This is a genomic window from Escherichia sp. KTE31 (genome assembly GCF_000407925.1).
Lineage (GTDB): Bacteria > Pseudomonadota > Gammaproteobacteria > Enterobacterales > Enterobacteriaceae > Escherichia > Escherichia ruysiae.
Map to the genome: position 1 here is coordinate 255,281 of NZ_KE136725.1, position 13,361 is coordinate 268,641.

General features: G+C 52.2%; 14 protein-coding genes. All 14 read right to left on the reverse strand.

What is annotated here, in order from left to right; translation table 11 throughout:
- Positions 1-3: 3 nt before the first annotated feature.
- A complete protein-coding gene (locus WES_RS06725) occupies positions 4-720 on the reverse strand; it encodes an ABC transporter permease (protein WP_000569965.1) in 717 nt (238 codons plus the stop codon).
- Positions 717-1,403: a histidine ABC transporter permease HisQ gene (gene hisQ / locus WES_RS06720; protein ID WP_000965518.1), complete on the reverse strand. Its 687-nt coding sequence runs from the start codon at positions 1,401-1,403 to the stop codon at positions 717-719. Before hisQ ends, WES_RS06725 begins: the two co-directional genes overlap by 4 nt.
- Before the next feature lie 89 nt (positions 1,404-1,492).
- Positions 1,493-2,275, reverse strand: coding sequence for a histidine ABC transporter substrate-binding protein HisJ (gene hisJ, locus WES_RS06715; protein ID WP_000737621.1), 783 nt, complete (start codon positions 2,273-2,275; stop codon positions 1,493-1,495).
- A 219-nt stretch (positions 2,276-2,494) separates the two neighbouring features.
- The gene (gene argT, locus WES_RS06710) at positions 2,495-3,277 is read right to left on the reverse strand and encodes a lysine/arginine/ornithine ABC transporter substrate-binding protein ArgT (protein WP_000748253.1); all 783 of its coding nucleotides are present in this window, start codon (positions 3,275-3,277) and stop codon (positions 2,495-2,497) included.
- Between the two features lie 263 nt (positions 3,278-3,540).
- On the reverse strand, positions 3,541-4,110 hold the full coding sequence (gene ubiX / locus WES_RS06705) for a flavin prenyltransferase UbiX (RefSeq protein ID WP_000825692.1): 570 nt from the start codon (positions 4,108-4,110) through the stop codon (positions 3,541-3,543).
- 94 nt (positions 4,111-4,204) lie between these two features.
- A complete protein-coding gene (purF, locus tag WES_RS06700) occupies positions 4,205-5,722 on the reverse strand; it encodes an amidophosphoribosyltransferase (RefSeq protein WP_000334208.1) in 1,518 nt (505 codons plus the stop codon).
- A 36-nt stretch (positions 5,723-5,758) separates the two neighbouring features.
- Positions 5,759-6,247 (reverse strand): colicin V production protein, encoded by a 489-nt coding sequence (cvpA, locus tag WES_RS06695; RefSeq protein WP_000262106.1) that lies wholly within the window; start codon positions 6,245-6,247, stop codon positions 5,759-5,761.
- A gap of 247 nt (positions 6,248-6,494) precedes the next feature.
- Entirely contained in the window at positions 6,495-7,157 is a 663-nt protein-coding gene (dedD, locus tag WES_RS06690) for a cell division protein DedD (protein ID WP_000146984.1), read from the reverse strand.
- Complete coding sequence (gene folC, locus WES_RS06685; protein ID WP_016158691.1) at positions 7,147-8,415, reverse strand: bifunctional tetrahydrofolate synthase/dihydrofolate synthase; 1,269 nt, start codon at positions 8,413-8,415, stop codon at positions 7,147-7,149. The genes dedD and folC overlap by 11 nt, the downstream gene beginning before the upstream one ends.
- Before the next feature lie 69 nt (positions 8,416-8,484).
- Positions 8,485-9,399, reverse strand: coding sequence for an acetyl-CoA carboxylase, carboxyltransferase subunit beta (gene accD / locus WES_RS06680; protein WP_000118402.1), 915 nt, complete (start codon positions 9,397-9,399; stop codon positions 8,485-8,487).
- Positions 9,400-9,552: 153 nt separating this feature from the next.
- A complete protein-coding gene (locus WES_RS06675) occupies positions 9,553-10,212 on the reverse strand; it encodes a DedA family protein (protein WP_000364335.1) in 660 nt (219 codons plus the stop codon).
- A gap of 82 nt (positions 10,213-10,294) precedes the next feature.
- Positions 10,295-11,107, reverse strand: a complete 813-nt coding sequence (gene truA, locus WES_RS06670; RefSeq protein WP_001283597.1) for a tRNA pseudouridine(38-40) synthase TruA — start codon at positions 11,105-11,107, stop codon at positions 10,295-10,297.
- A complete protein-coding gene (locus tag WES_RS06665; protein ID WP_016158692.1) occupies positions 11,107-12,120 on the reverse strand; it encodes an aspartate-semialdehyde dehydrogenase in 1,014 nt (337 codons plus the stop codon). Before WES_RS06665 ends, truA begins: the two co-directional genes overlap by 1 nt.
- 65 nt (positions 12,121-12,185) lie before the next feature.
- Entirely contained in the window at positions 12,186-13,322 is a 1,137-nt protein-coding gene (gene pdxB / locus WES_RS06660) for a 4-phosphoerythronate dehydrogenase PdxB (RefSeq protein WP_000699164.1), read from the reverse strand.
- Positions 13,323-13,361 lie beyond the last annotated feature (39 nt).

Below are 13,361 nucleotides of genomic sequence, written 5' to 3' on the forward strand. Positions count from 1 at the left end.
TTCTCAGTGCGTTGAAGAAGGTTTCACATGCTGCAACCAGCGTTTTTCCGCTTTACGGAACAGGCTTATCAGGACATAAGAGATAATTAAATAGAGCACAGCGGCAATGCCGAAGGCGGTAAATGGTTGATAAGTGGCGGCGTTGATATCGCGAGCAATTTTCAGCAGATCCGGCACCGTGGCGGTGAAAGCCAGCGCAGTAGAGTGCAGCATCAGGATCACTTCGTTGCTGTATGCCGGTAACGCAATACGCAGCGCAGAAGGCAAAATAATGCAGCGATACATTTTAAAGGTCGAGAAACCGTAGGCTCTGGCAGCTTCAATTTCCCCATGCGGCACTGAGCGGATTGCCCCGGCAAAAATCTCGGTGGTATAAGCACAGGTGTTGAGCGTCAGCGCCAGCACGGTACAGTTCAGGCCACTGCGGAAAAAGGCGTTAAGGAACTCGGTGCCCTTAACAATTTCCAGCGTGTACATGCCGGAATAGAACACTAGCAACTGAACATACAGCGGCGTACCGCGAAAAATATAAGTAAATAACCAGATTGGAAACTGGATGTATTTATTACTTGAGACGCGACCAATCGCCAGAAACAGCGCCAGAATTCCGCCCATCACTACCGACAAAATCAGCAGCCAGAGAGTGATCGCCACGCCAGTGAAACGATAGCCGTCGGTCCACAGCAGTGGTTTCCAGTATTCATGTAAGATTTCGATCACAGGTCAGCCCTCTTCACACCCACGGAGTAGCGGCGCTCAAGGAACAGCAGCACACCATTGGAAACGGTGGTGAAAACCAGATAAATCACGCCGCAGACGATGGCGAAATAGAACGGTTCCCAGGTACTTTTACCCGCTAACTGCGTGGCTTTGACCACATCTTCCAGACCGAGTAACGAAACCAGGGCAGTTGATTTAAGAATTACCTGCCAGTTGTTGCCAATGCCTGGCAGGGCGTAACGCATCATCGCCGGAAACATGATCCGCCGAAACACTTGCCCACGAGTAAAACCGAACGCCGTCGCCGCCTCTATATGCCCTTTCGGCACTGCCATAAACGCACCACGGAACGTTTCGGTAAAATAAGCACCGTAGATAAAACCGAGAGTGATAATACCAGCGACCATCGGATCGATATCAATCTGCCCGACGCCCATCGCCTCCGTCACCGTGTTTAGCGCAATCTGCAAACCGTAGAAAATCAGCAGCATCAACACCAAGTCCGGCACGCCACGAATCAGCGTGGTGTACCCTTCGAAAATCAGCCCCGAAAGCCGATTTTGCGAGAGCTTACCGCCAGCGCCAATTAAACCGATGATTACAGCGAGCACTACAGAGCTGATCGCCAGCTCCAGCGTGACGAGCGCACCCTGTAAAATAACACCTGAAAACCCATACAACATGCTGCCTGTCCTGTCGTGTGTGGTGAATTACCGCCTCTTGTCTCCCTCCGGTTACCCGAAGGGAGCGGGCTTTCTTTCACCGATGGCGATTAGCCACCATAAACATCAAAATCGAAGTACTTTTTCGCCAGTTTCTCGTAAGTACCGTCAGCGCGCATTTCGGCAAAGGCTTTGTTCAGTGCCTCGCGCAGTTCGTTATCTTCTTTACGCAGGCCCATGCCGGTGCCTACGCCAAACAGTTTTTCATCTTTAACAGACGGGCCACCGAATTTGTAATCTTTACCGACTGGCTGCTTGAGGAAACCTTCGCTGGCGGCGACCTCATCCTGGAACGCGGCATCAATTCGTCCGGCGGTCAGGTCAGAGTAAATGTTGTCCTGCCCCTGATAAGAGACGATTTCAATGCCTTTTGGCGCCCAGTGTTCGTTACCAAATGTCTCCTGGGTGGTGCCCTGCAATACCCCTACCCGCTTGCCTTTCAGCGATTCTACTGTCGGCTGAATGTCGGAATTTTTCGCTACAACCAGACGAGAATCGGCGGCGTACAGTTTGTCGGTGAAGGCAATTTCCTGCTGACGTTTTTCCGTGATGGAAAGCGATGACATGATGGCGTCAATCTTCTTCGCTTTTAAGGACGGGATTAACGCATCCAGCGGGTTTTCGACAAACGTACATTGCGTATTGATGCGCTTGCACAACTCCTTCGCCAGATCGATATCGAAGCCAACCAGTTCGCCTTGTGAATTTTTTGATTCAAATGGCGCATAGGTCGGATCGGTGCCGATGCGGATGTTTTGCGGGATCGCAGCAAACGCTGCAGTTGCGCTGGAGAAGGCCAGAACCAGAGAGAGCGATAGCACCAGTTTTTTCATAATGTCCTCAACTGACAGTCTTTTTATAGGGAATATTTACAGGTTTGTTACACTTATCGTGCCATAAAATTGACCATCAAGGCAAAATATCCCGCCCCGTTAGACGTATTATTTTTCATTAAAAATGCTTAAGTATGCATTTCAATGCACCGCGATAGTGCAACAAACCTGGCGTGCACCATGATGATTCCCCATCAGGCGCTACTTCCCTGCGACGTATCAGTCACCATAGACATTAAAGTCGAAATACTTTTTCGCCATCTTGTCGTAGGTGCCGTCCTGACGCAGTTCGCCAAGCGCCTTATCAAAGGCGGCTTTCAGTTCGGCATCATCTTTACGTAGCCCTACGCCTGTACCATCACCGAAGTATTTTTTGTCTTTCACTGATGAGCCAGCAAAGGCGAACTCTTTACCGGCGGGTTGCTTGAGGAAACCTTCGCTGGCAGCCACTTCATCCTGCAGAGCGGCATCCAGACGACCTGCATCCAGATCGGAATAGACCAAATCCTGGTTAGCATAGGCCACCACATCGACGCCTTTACTGCGCCAGTTGTCATTAGCATACGCTTCCTGGGTGGAGCCTTGCAGCACGCCAACATGTTTACCTTTCAGTGAATCCAGCGTCGGCTGGATCGGCGAACCTTTGGCGGCAATCAAACGAGAATCTGCGGCGTACAGCTTGTCGGAGAAGGCAATCTCCTGCTGACGTTTATCGGTAATGGAGAGCGACGAAATAATGGCGTCGATTTTTTTCGCTTTCAGTGAGGGGATCAGCGCATCAAAGTCACTGGCAACCCAGGTACATTTCACCTGCATCCGTTTGCACATCTCGTTACCGAGATCGATATCAAAGCCAACAAAGTCACCTTTGGCATCTTTCGATGAGAACGGTGCATAGGTGGTATCCGTTCCGATACGTACCGTCTCTGGCAGCGCCGCATAGCTGGAAGCCGCTGCGGAGAGACCGACTAACAAAGACAGAGCGAGAATCGACTTCTTCATACATAACCCTCAAGTGAAATGGCTTTTTTATGTTGTGTATTGTGTTGTGTGTTGCAGGCTCTTTCATGCAGGTCTTATGCCATCTTGCCGACAGCAGAAACATTCGATGTTAAATATGTTAATAAGACGTTGCATTATTGTCCTGAAGTTGAAGATAGCAGGTATGACGGTTCAATCGCAGCGTTTCGATTCAATGACAGGAACAAAATGTCGAGGATTTGATCGCGGTTGCAAAATTGCCCTGAAACAGGGCAACAGCAAAGTTATACGCCCTGCCAGCGGGCAAAGAGATCTTCGGGAAGGGTTATCGCAAACTGGTCAAGTACACGGTTAACCGTCTGATTTATCACATCATCAAGCGATTGTGGGCGATGATAAAACGCCGGAACGGGAGGCATAATCACCGCACCAATTTCCGCCGCCTGAGTCATTAACCGCAGGTGGCCTAAATGCAACGGTGTTTCACGCACGCAGAGCACCAGCGGGCGGCGTTCTTTCAGCACTACATCTGCAGCACGGGTCAGTAAACCATCGGTATAGCTATGGACAATGCCGGAAAGGGTTTTGATTGAACAGGGTAAAATCACCATGCCCAGCGTCTGGAACGAACCGGAAGAAATGCTGGCAGCAATATCGCGCGCATCGTGCGTCACATCAGCTAACGCTTGCACCTCGCGCAGGGAAAAATCCGTTTCGAGGGATAAGGTCTGGCGCGCCGCCTGGCTCATCACCAGATGCGTTTCAACATCTGCGACATCGCGCAGAACCTGTAATAAACGCACGCCATAAATCGCGCCACTGGCACCGCTGATGCCTACAATGAGTCGTTTCATAAATAGTTGCCCTGTCAGACTTGCAGGCAGACTTTGCAGGATTTCGGCGGGAGTTGCAAGTCAGGGTGCCAGACCGGCACCCTGCGTGAAGGCGTCATCCTTCGTTATGCATTTCCAGATTTTCTACTTCGTTCTGGCGCTGCACCGCTTTGGCGTCGTCATTACGTAAAGTATCGAGGAAATCGAGGTAGCCCTGATCAACATCTTTGGTGACGTAGACGCCGTTGAACACCGAGCATTCAAACTGCTGGATATCCGGGTTTTCAGCGCGAACGGCTTCGATCAGATCGTTGAGATCCTGGAAGATAAGCCCGTCAGCACCAATGATCTGGCGAATTTCATCCACTTCACGACCGTGGGCGATAAGCTCCGTGGCGCTCGGCATATCAATACCATAAACGTTCGGGAAGCGAATTTCCGGTGCCGCAGAGGCGAGGTAAACTTTCTTCGCTCCGGCTTCGCGTGCCATCTCGATAATCTGCTCAGAAGTGGTGCCACGGACGATGGAGTCATCAACCAGCAGGACGTTTTTATCACGGAACTCGGCGCGGTTGGCGTTCAGTTTACGGCGCACAGACTTACGGCGCAGCTGCTGACCCGGCATGATGAAGGTGCGGCCAACATAGCGGTTTTTGACGAAGCCCTGGCGGTACGGTTTACCCAGAATTCGAGCGATTTCCAGCGCGATATCGCAGGAAGTTTCCGGGATTGGAATAACCACGTCGATATCCAGATCTTCCCATTCGCGAGCAATTTTCTCGCCAAGTTTCGTTCCCATATTGACGCGGGCGCTGTAAACGGAAATTTTGTCGATGAACGAGTCCGGGCGGGCGAAGTATACATACTCAAACAGGCACGGATTGCTGACCGGATTGTCGGCACACTGGCGGGTAAACAACTGTCCGTCTTCAGTGATGTAAATCGCTTCACCTGGTGCGACATCACGCAGGAACTCAAAGCCCAGGGTGTCGAGCGCAACGCTTTCAGAAGCGACCATATATTCTGTGCGATTCTCATCAATATCGCGCTTCCCTAACACCAGCGGACGAATGCCGTTAGGATCGCGAAACGCGACCATACCGTGGCCGATAATCATCGCCACACAGGCATACGCGCCACGGATCTGGCGGTTTGTGGCGGCAATGGCGGCAAAAATGTTGTCGGCTTCCAGCGGGTAATGGCGAAAGTTGTCCAGTTCACTGGCGAAGATATTGAGCAGAATTTCCGAGTCGGAAGTAGTGTTGATGTGGCGGCGTTTTTCTTCAAACAGCTTTTTACGCAACTCGTGAGCGTTAGTCAGATTGCCATTATGGGCAAGCGTGATGCCATACGGGGAGTTAACGTAAAACGGCTGTGCTTCAGAGGCGCTGGAGCTGCCAGCCGTAGGGTAACGCACATGACCAATGCCCATATTGCCCTGCAAACGCTGCATATGGCGAGCTTCAAATATATCGCTCACCAGACCGTTCGCTTTACGCAAACGGAAGCAGTTATTGGCATCAATGGTGATGATGCCAGCGGCATCCTGACCGCGATGCTGAAGCACCGTTAAGGCATCATAAATCGATTGGTTAACCGGCATAACACCGGCGATACCGACAATACCGCACATACGTCTTTTTCCTCGTTAAGCCACATCTCAGAACCGTTAGATCCTGGGCAAGAAACTTGACGAGCTTTGCAGATAATCAAAAAACCATCTGATGATAAAACTGAACTGCGGGATCAGCTGTGATTTGCTCCAGTCTTCGCTTTTCGACACCCCGGTAAAGGAGTCGAGAAAGAAAAGAATGGCAGCAACAATCAGCACACCACGCAACGCACCGAAACAGACGCCCAGCACCCGATCGGTGCCTGACAACCCTGTTTTCTCCACTAGCTGGCCTATCACGAAGTTCACGATAGCGCCAACGATAAGTGTGGCAATAAACAGTACCGCGATGGCAATCCCATTTCGAACCAGTTCGTCTTCAAAGCCCGTAAACCAGGGTGACAGGTAAGTGTAGTAATGACTGGCGACAAAGAAAGCACACCCCCATGTCACCAGCGATAACGCTTCACGAACAAAGCCACGGATCAGGCTAACCAGAGAGGAAAAAGCAATCACCGCGATTATGGCGTAATCAATCCAGACCATATGTGTCCCACGATTTTACGCCCTGTCATCCTGTTCGGGGCGCATTCTAACAGAAAAAGAAAACGTTTGCGTAGGGATTTCCTTCCCACGCATCAATAAAAATGGCGCTGAAAAAATATTCAACGCCATCGGTTTTTTTGCCTTTGCGGCATCGGGCAATACGTGTCGGATGCGGCGTGAACGCCTTATCCGACCTACAGGGCTGCTCCTGTTCGGGCCTGATAAGATCGCATCAGGCAAAACCGTATTAATTCGGCGTATAGCCCATTACCACGCCGCTTAAGCCAGAAAGTTGCTTCAGCTCACCCAGCGAGCCTTTCAGCTTCTCTTTCGAAGCATCCGGCCCAACCAGAATACGGGTAATTTTACCCTGTACTGGCGTTGACGGCGACGTATAAACCCGGTATCCCGCACCGCGCAATTTACCAACAATCTCATTCACTTTGTCGGCATTTTTCAGCGCGCCCAGTTGCACAACATAGGCTTTACCCGTCGGTGCAGCTTTTTCCTCCACGACCGGTTTCGGTTCTGGCTTCGGCGCAGGCGGTGCTTCTACTTTCGGCTTAGGCGGCTCCACCGGTTTTGGTTTCGGTGGAGCGACCGGTGCAGGTTCCGGTTCAAACTCGGTATTATTGGCCGCAATAATTGCCGGATCGAGCGAAGGTGCCGCAGCATCGCCCGCACGCACCTCCTCTGCAGCCCCTTCAGGCGGCTGTGTCGGCAATGCCTGGGTAGCGGCTGGCATCATATCAGGCTCATCGCGATCGCCCGCTTTAGGCACCAGCGGGATTGCCGCGAACTCATCCTGATAATGTTTTTTCTGCCCGTCCAGCAGCCCTGGCAGCACAATCACTCCCAGCGCCACCAGCACTATTGTGCCAACTAACCGATTCTGAAACTTACTCGCCACCGCTTCTCCTCGCGTCAATCACTTCCATGACATGTGCGACCGTGTGGAATGAACCACACACCAGCACGGTATCTTCCGGTTTAGCGTCCGCCATTGCGGCATCCCATGCCTGCGCAACGCTATCAAATGATTTGCCGTTACCCAAATGCTCAAGCAGTTGTTCTGCCGTGGCACCGCGCGGCCCTTCCAGTGGCGCACAATACCAGTCATCCACCACGCTTTTCAACCAGGCCAATGTCCCAGCAATATCTTTATCATGTAGCATACCGATTACTGCCAGTACGCGCCCGTTTTTCGGTAACGCTTTCATACGCCCGGTAAGATATTCTGCCGCATGGGGATTATGGGCGACATCAAAAATGACGCGTGGCGACTCGCTCACAATCTGGAAACGTCCCGGCAAAATTGCGCTGGCAATACCATCGCGAATTGCCTGCTCACTGACCTCCAGGCCGCTGGCACGCAGCGCCGCCAGCGCCGTTGCGGCATTCGGTTGTGGGACAAGCGGTAACGGCAGGTTTTCCAGCGTACCGTGTGCGTCGGTAAACGACCAGTCATGGTCGCTGACGGAATAATTCCACTCTACGCCTCGACGTCGCAACAGTGCGCCCTTCTCATGCGCCACATCGGCGATGGTGTATGGCATTTCAGGTTCACCAACGATCGCCGGTCTTTCACTGCGGAAGATCCCTGCTTTCTCGCGACCAATGCTTTCGCGATCTGGCCCCAGCCAGTCAGTATGATCCAGCGCAATGCTGGTCACCACGGCTACATCAGCATCGACAATATTGGTGGCATCCAGACGACCACCCAGCCCCACTTCCAGAATTACAACATCAAGTTGCGCCTGTTTAAACAGCCACAGCGCCGACAACGTGCCGTATTCAAAATAGGTCAGGGAAATATCACCGCGTGCCGATTCAATCTCAGCAAAAGAGGCGGTGTGGGCCGATTCTGGTAGTTCCTGACCCTGTACACGAACGCGCTCGGTATAACGCACCAGATGCGGCGAACTGTAAACACCCACTTTGTACCCTGCCGCCATGAGTATCGATTCCAGCGTGCGGCAGGTTGTGCCTTTGCCATTAGTACCCGCAACGGTAAACACAAACGGTGCTGGTTTCAGAACGCCGAGACGCGCTGCCACCTGGCTTACGCGCTCAAGGCCGAGATCGATTGTCTTACTGTGCAGGTTTTCCAGATAAGAAAGCCACGAAGCCAAAGGCGACGCGGCTTGAGGTGTGCGTTTGATAATCATGGTATCCGCTGATTCATTACGGGGATAATAGCAAAAGGGCAGAGCCAGCGGCCCTGCCCTTATCAGTTATCAGGCCTCAGGTTCCTGATCCGGTGCTGGTGGCACCACTTCGCCTTCACGTGGCGCTTCAGGATTTGGCGCTGGCAGATTCATCAGCTTCGCCAGAATGCTCGCCAGTTTCAGGCGCATTTCCGGACGGCGGACGATCATGTCGATCGCGCCTTTTTCGATCAGGAACTCACTGCGCTGGAATCCCGGCGGCAGTTTTTCGCGAACGGTCTGTTCAATAACACGCGGGCCGGCAAAGCCGATCAACGCTTTCGGTTCAGCAATATTGAGATCGCCAAGCATCGCGAAACTTGCAGAAACGCCGCCCATGGTCGGATCGGTCAGTACGGAAATGTACGGCAGACCGCGCTCTTGCATTTTCGCCAGTGCCGCAGAGGTTTTCGCCATCTGCATCAGCGACATCAGCGCCTCTTGCATACGTGCGCCACCAGAGGCGGAAAAGCAGATAAGCGGGCAGTTGTCTTCCAGCGCCTGCTCAACGGCACGCACAAAACGAGCACCCACTACGGATCCCATTGAACCGCCCATAAAGGCAAATTCGAAGGCAGCAGCAACGACCGGCATTCCATACAGGGTGCCTTTCATTACTACCAGCGCGTCTTTTTCGCCGGTTTCTTTCTGTGCTGATGCCAGACGATCTTTATACTTTTTGGAGTCACGGAACTTCAGCACATCTTTCGGCTCAAGCTCGCTACCCAGCTCCACAAGGCTTCCTTCATCTAACAGGCTATGCAGGCGATTACGCGCCGTCATACGCATGTGATGGTCACACTTCGGACAGACCTCAAGATTACGTTCCAGCTCTGCACGGTATAAAACCTGACCGCAGCTATCACACTTAGTCCACACACCTTCAGGAATACTTGCCTTGCGGGTGGGAGTAATGTTGCTTTTAATTCGTTCAATCCAGCTCATTAGGGACCTTTCTGTCTGAACCTGGTTCGATGCCAGTTTTATCTTTGGGGACGCATAATGCCATTTTTGCCCCCAACAGACCATCAATGTTGCACATTAAAACATAACAGCCCGAAACTTTGGATAAAAAAGTGGTCGAACCGCCGAGTTACTTTATTTTGCGGCGCGTGCCGCAGCGCGTTTGTGACGGATAATTTCGATGACGCCCGGCAATATGGAAACCACAATAATCCCGACGATCAGCAGCTTAAGGTTATCCTGAACCATTGGGATTGTACCGAAGAAATAGCCTGCGTAGGTAAAAAGCAGTACCCATAACAGCGCGCCGATCACATTGTAAGCGGCGAAATGACGGTACGACATGTGGCCCATCCCCGCAACAAACGGGGCGAACGTTCTGACGATCGGCACAAAACGGGCGAGAATAATGGTTTTGCCGCCGTGTTTCTCATAAAACTGATGCGTTTTGTCGAGATAGCTACGACGGAAAATTTTCGAGTTCGGATTACTGAATAATTTCTCCCCGAACAACCGTCCGATGGTGTAGTTGACTGCATCACCAACAATCGCGGCAATTAACATCAGTACGACCATCATATGAACATTGAGATCGTTGGTTTCAAGCGAAGCCAGTGCTCCAGCGACAAACAGCAGCGAATCTCCCGGCAGAAACGGTGTCACCACCAGACCGGTTTCACAGAACAAAATCAAAAACAGGATGGCATAAACCCAGACGCCATACTCTGCGACCAGCTCCGCCAGATGCACATCAATGTGCAGGATAAAATCGATGAGGAAATAAATCAGGTCCATAATTGCCTATGCCTTTTGCTCTTACTCTTTCAGGCCGTAACTGCGTTGGCTACGACCTGAAATGTTCAGAGCATTATTCTCATTAGTCCGCCAGAAATAGCGGGCCCATTGGCGGCTTTGGAAGATCAAATCGGTCAGGGTAATCCACCGCAACCAGATACAGACCTTCCGCTTTCGCCGTTGCTGCCGCCAGCGTTCTGTCCTTTGCCGCCAACAGCTCTGCTATCCAGCTCTCTGGCTGGTTGTGGGCACCGACCTCCATCAGGCTGCCAACAATATTCCTCACCATATGGTGTACAAAGGCATTCGCTTTGATATCCACCACCACATAAGGACCGTGACGCGTGACGTTGATATGCATAACGTTGCGCCACGGCGTTCGGGACTGACATTGCACCGCGCGAAACGAGGTGAAATCATTCTCGCCCAGCAGACATTGCGCAGCCCGATGCATCCGTTCGGCGTCCAGCGGTTCGTAAAAGTGGGTTACCCCTTTACTCAGTACTGCCGGGCGCAGCCGATGATTGTAGATGATGTAGCGATAACGGCGAGCCGTGGCGCTAAATCGGGCATGAAAATCATCGGGTACAGCTTTAACCCAACGCACGGCGATGTCACCAGGTAAATTCGCATTTACGCCCAACGTCCACGCAGCGTCTTTACGCTGCGCGGTGGTTTCGAAATGCACAACCTGCCCGGTGCCGTGTACGCCTGCGTCGGTACGCCCGGCGCAGAAGACGGTGATCGGTTCGTTCGCCACCTGCGAGAGCGCCTTTTCCAGCTTCTCCTGCACGCTGCGAACTTCGTTCTGCCGTTGCCAGCCGTAATATCTGCTGCCGTCGTACTCAATGCCCAGCGCAATTTTATAAACTGGCGGTTGTTGCTGGTCGGACATTAGTACAGGTACTCCTGCACCAGTTTTTCAGCGATCTTCACTGCCATCAATGCGCCGCCAAAGCGAACGTTATCAGCCACCGACCAGAACTGAATTTGTTCCGGCATACCATAGTCATTACGCACACAACCAACAGAAAGATGTGGCGACCCGGAAGCATCGCCCACCTGCGTTGGAAATTCATTCTCTTCAGAAAGCTCAATATATTCGCTTTGAGCAAACGCATCACGCGCTTCTTCCGCCGCCAGCGGACGCAGTGCTTCAAAGTTGACCATCTGAGCATGACCATAAAATACCGGTGCCTGGACGACGCTTGCCGAAATCATCAGTCCTTCGTCCTGCATGATTTTGCGCACTTCATCGACGATACGGCGTTCCTCGCGCACGCTACCTTCGCGATCCGGCAACAGGGGTAGCATGTTGAACGCCAGCTGACGACCAAAGAAATCTTCTTCATCAATCGGAATACCGTTGAGCAATTTCGCGCTCTGCCCTGCTAACGCATCGACCGCTTTTTTACCCTGGGCGGAGGCAGAAATCAGGCTGGTGACGCTGATACGAGACAAACCGCCTTGATCGATTAACGGTTTCAGTGCTGCCAGTAACTGACTGGTCAGGCTATCAGGAACAGCAATAACGTTGCGATTACGGTAGTCCGTCAGTACAAAAGGATTCACTTCCGGCACCACCAACGGTACGTCGGGTTCGAGAGCAAACAATCCGCTGCTGTCGATCACCAGACAACCCGCGTTGGTCGCTTCTTCAACCCAGGCAGCGGTCGCTTCTTTGCCTGCGACAAAAAATGCAAGTTGCGCCTGCGTCCAGTCAAATTCAGCGGCATCCTGCACGGTGATTGTCTTACCACCAAAGCGCAGATGTTCACCTGCGCTTTCGTTACGTGCCAGTGCATAAATTTCCCCAACCGGGAACTGACGTTCAGCCAGCGTTTCAAGCAGGGCTTCGCCCACAGCGCCAGTTGCGCCCAGGACGGCAATGTTCCAGCCTTCAGACATGGTGGTTTACTCCAGAAATAGCAAAGCTCCCTGCCAATATTACAGCAGAGAGCATGAAGAAGAGATTAACGTGCCGGATGATGAACGGCGTTAAAACCCAGTTTACACAGTAATGCCGCCGCGCTGGCGTCATCACAGATCACATACAGAGACGACCATTCACGGCGCTCAAGGTAGTTTTTGCGCAGTTTATCAAACTCACCCGGTATCCCGGCGACTTTACGCAGCGGTGCGTCATCGCGGCGCACATCATACACCAAATGCACCAGCCTTTTCAGCGTTGGCTGATCGAGCGAGCCATGCAGCGTAATGCGACCAAACTCTGGCGTTGGCAATAAGGTATCCAGCGCAACGTGCTGCTCATGACCAATAAATTTGCTGTATGCTTCAAATACTTGTGTGGTTCCGCGCGCTTTTCCTTCCAGGGTATAACCGGCGATATGCGGCGTGCCGATATCCACTTTCTTCAACAGTTCTACGTTGAGTTCCGGCTCCCCTTCCCAGACATCCAGCACCACGCTTAACTTCTGGCCTTCGTTCAGGCAAGTCAATAACGCGGTATTATCAACGACCGCGCCACGGCAAGCGTTAATCAAAATCGTCCCTGGCTTCAGGCGGCGGATCAATTTTTCATCCGCCAGATGTAGCGTTTTGTACGGCCCATCTTTAAAGAGCGGTGTATGGAAAGTCAGAATATCCGCGTGCTGAACCAGCTCATCAAGAGAACGGAAATCTCCCTCATCCCCACGATCGGCGCGTGGCGGATCGCAAAGCAAGGTTTTAATCCCCAACGCCTCCAGCCGCGCCTGTAATCGACGACCGACATTACCGACGCCCACGATCCCCACGGTACGGTCATGCAGTGAAAATCCATCGCGTTCGGCAAGCATCAGCAATGACGAGAAAACGTATTCCACTACCGCAATCGCATTACAGCCTGGTGCCGCAGAAAAACCAATTCCCGCCTGCTTCAACCATGCCTCATCAACATGGTCTGTCCCTGCCGTGGCAGTGCCAACAAATTTTACTGGTTTCCCCGTCAGCAGCGACGCGTTCACTTTTGTGACTGAACGCACCATCAGCGCATCTGCATCATCCAGTTCAGCGACTGGAATTGGACGCCCCGGAACCGCTTTCACCTCACCCAGACGGCTAAATAATTCGCGGGCATAAGGCATATTTTCATCAACAAGGATTTTCACGTTTGTGCTACCTGTATGAGAACGAGAGTTAACCGGACA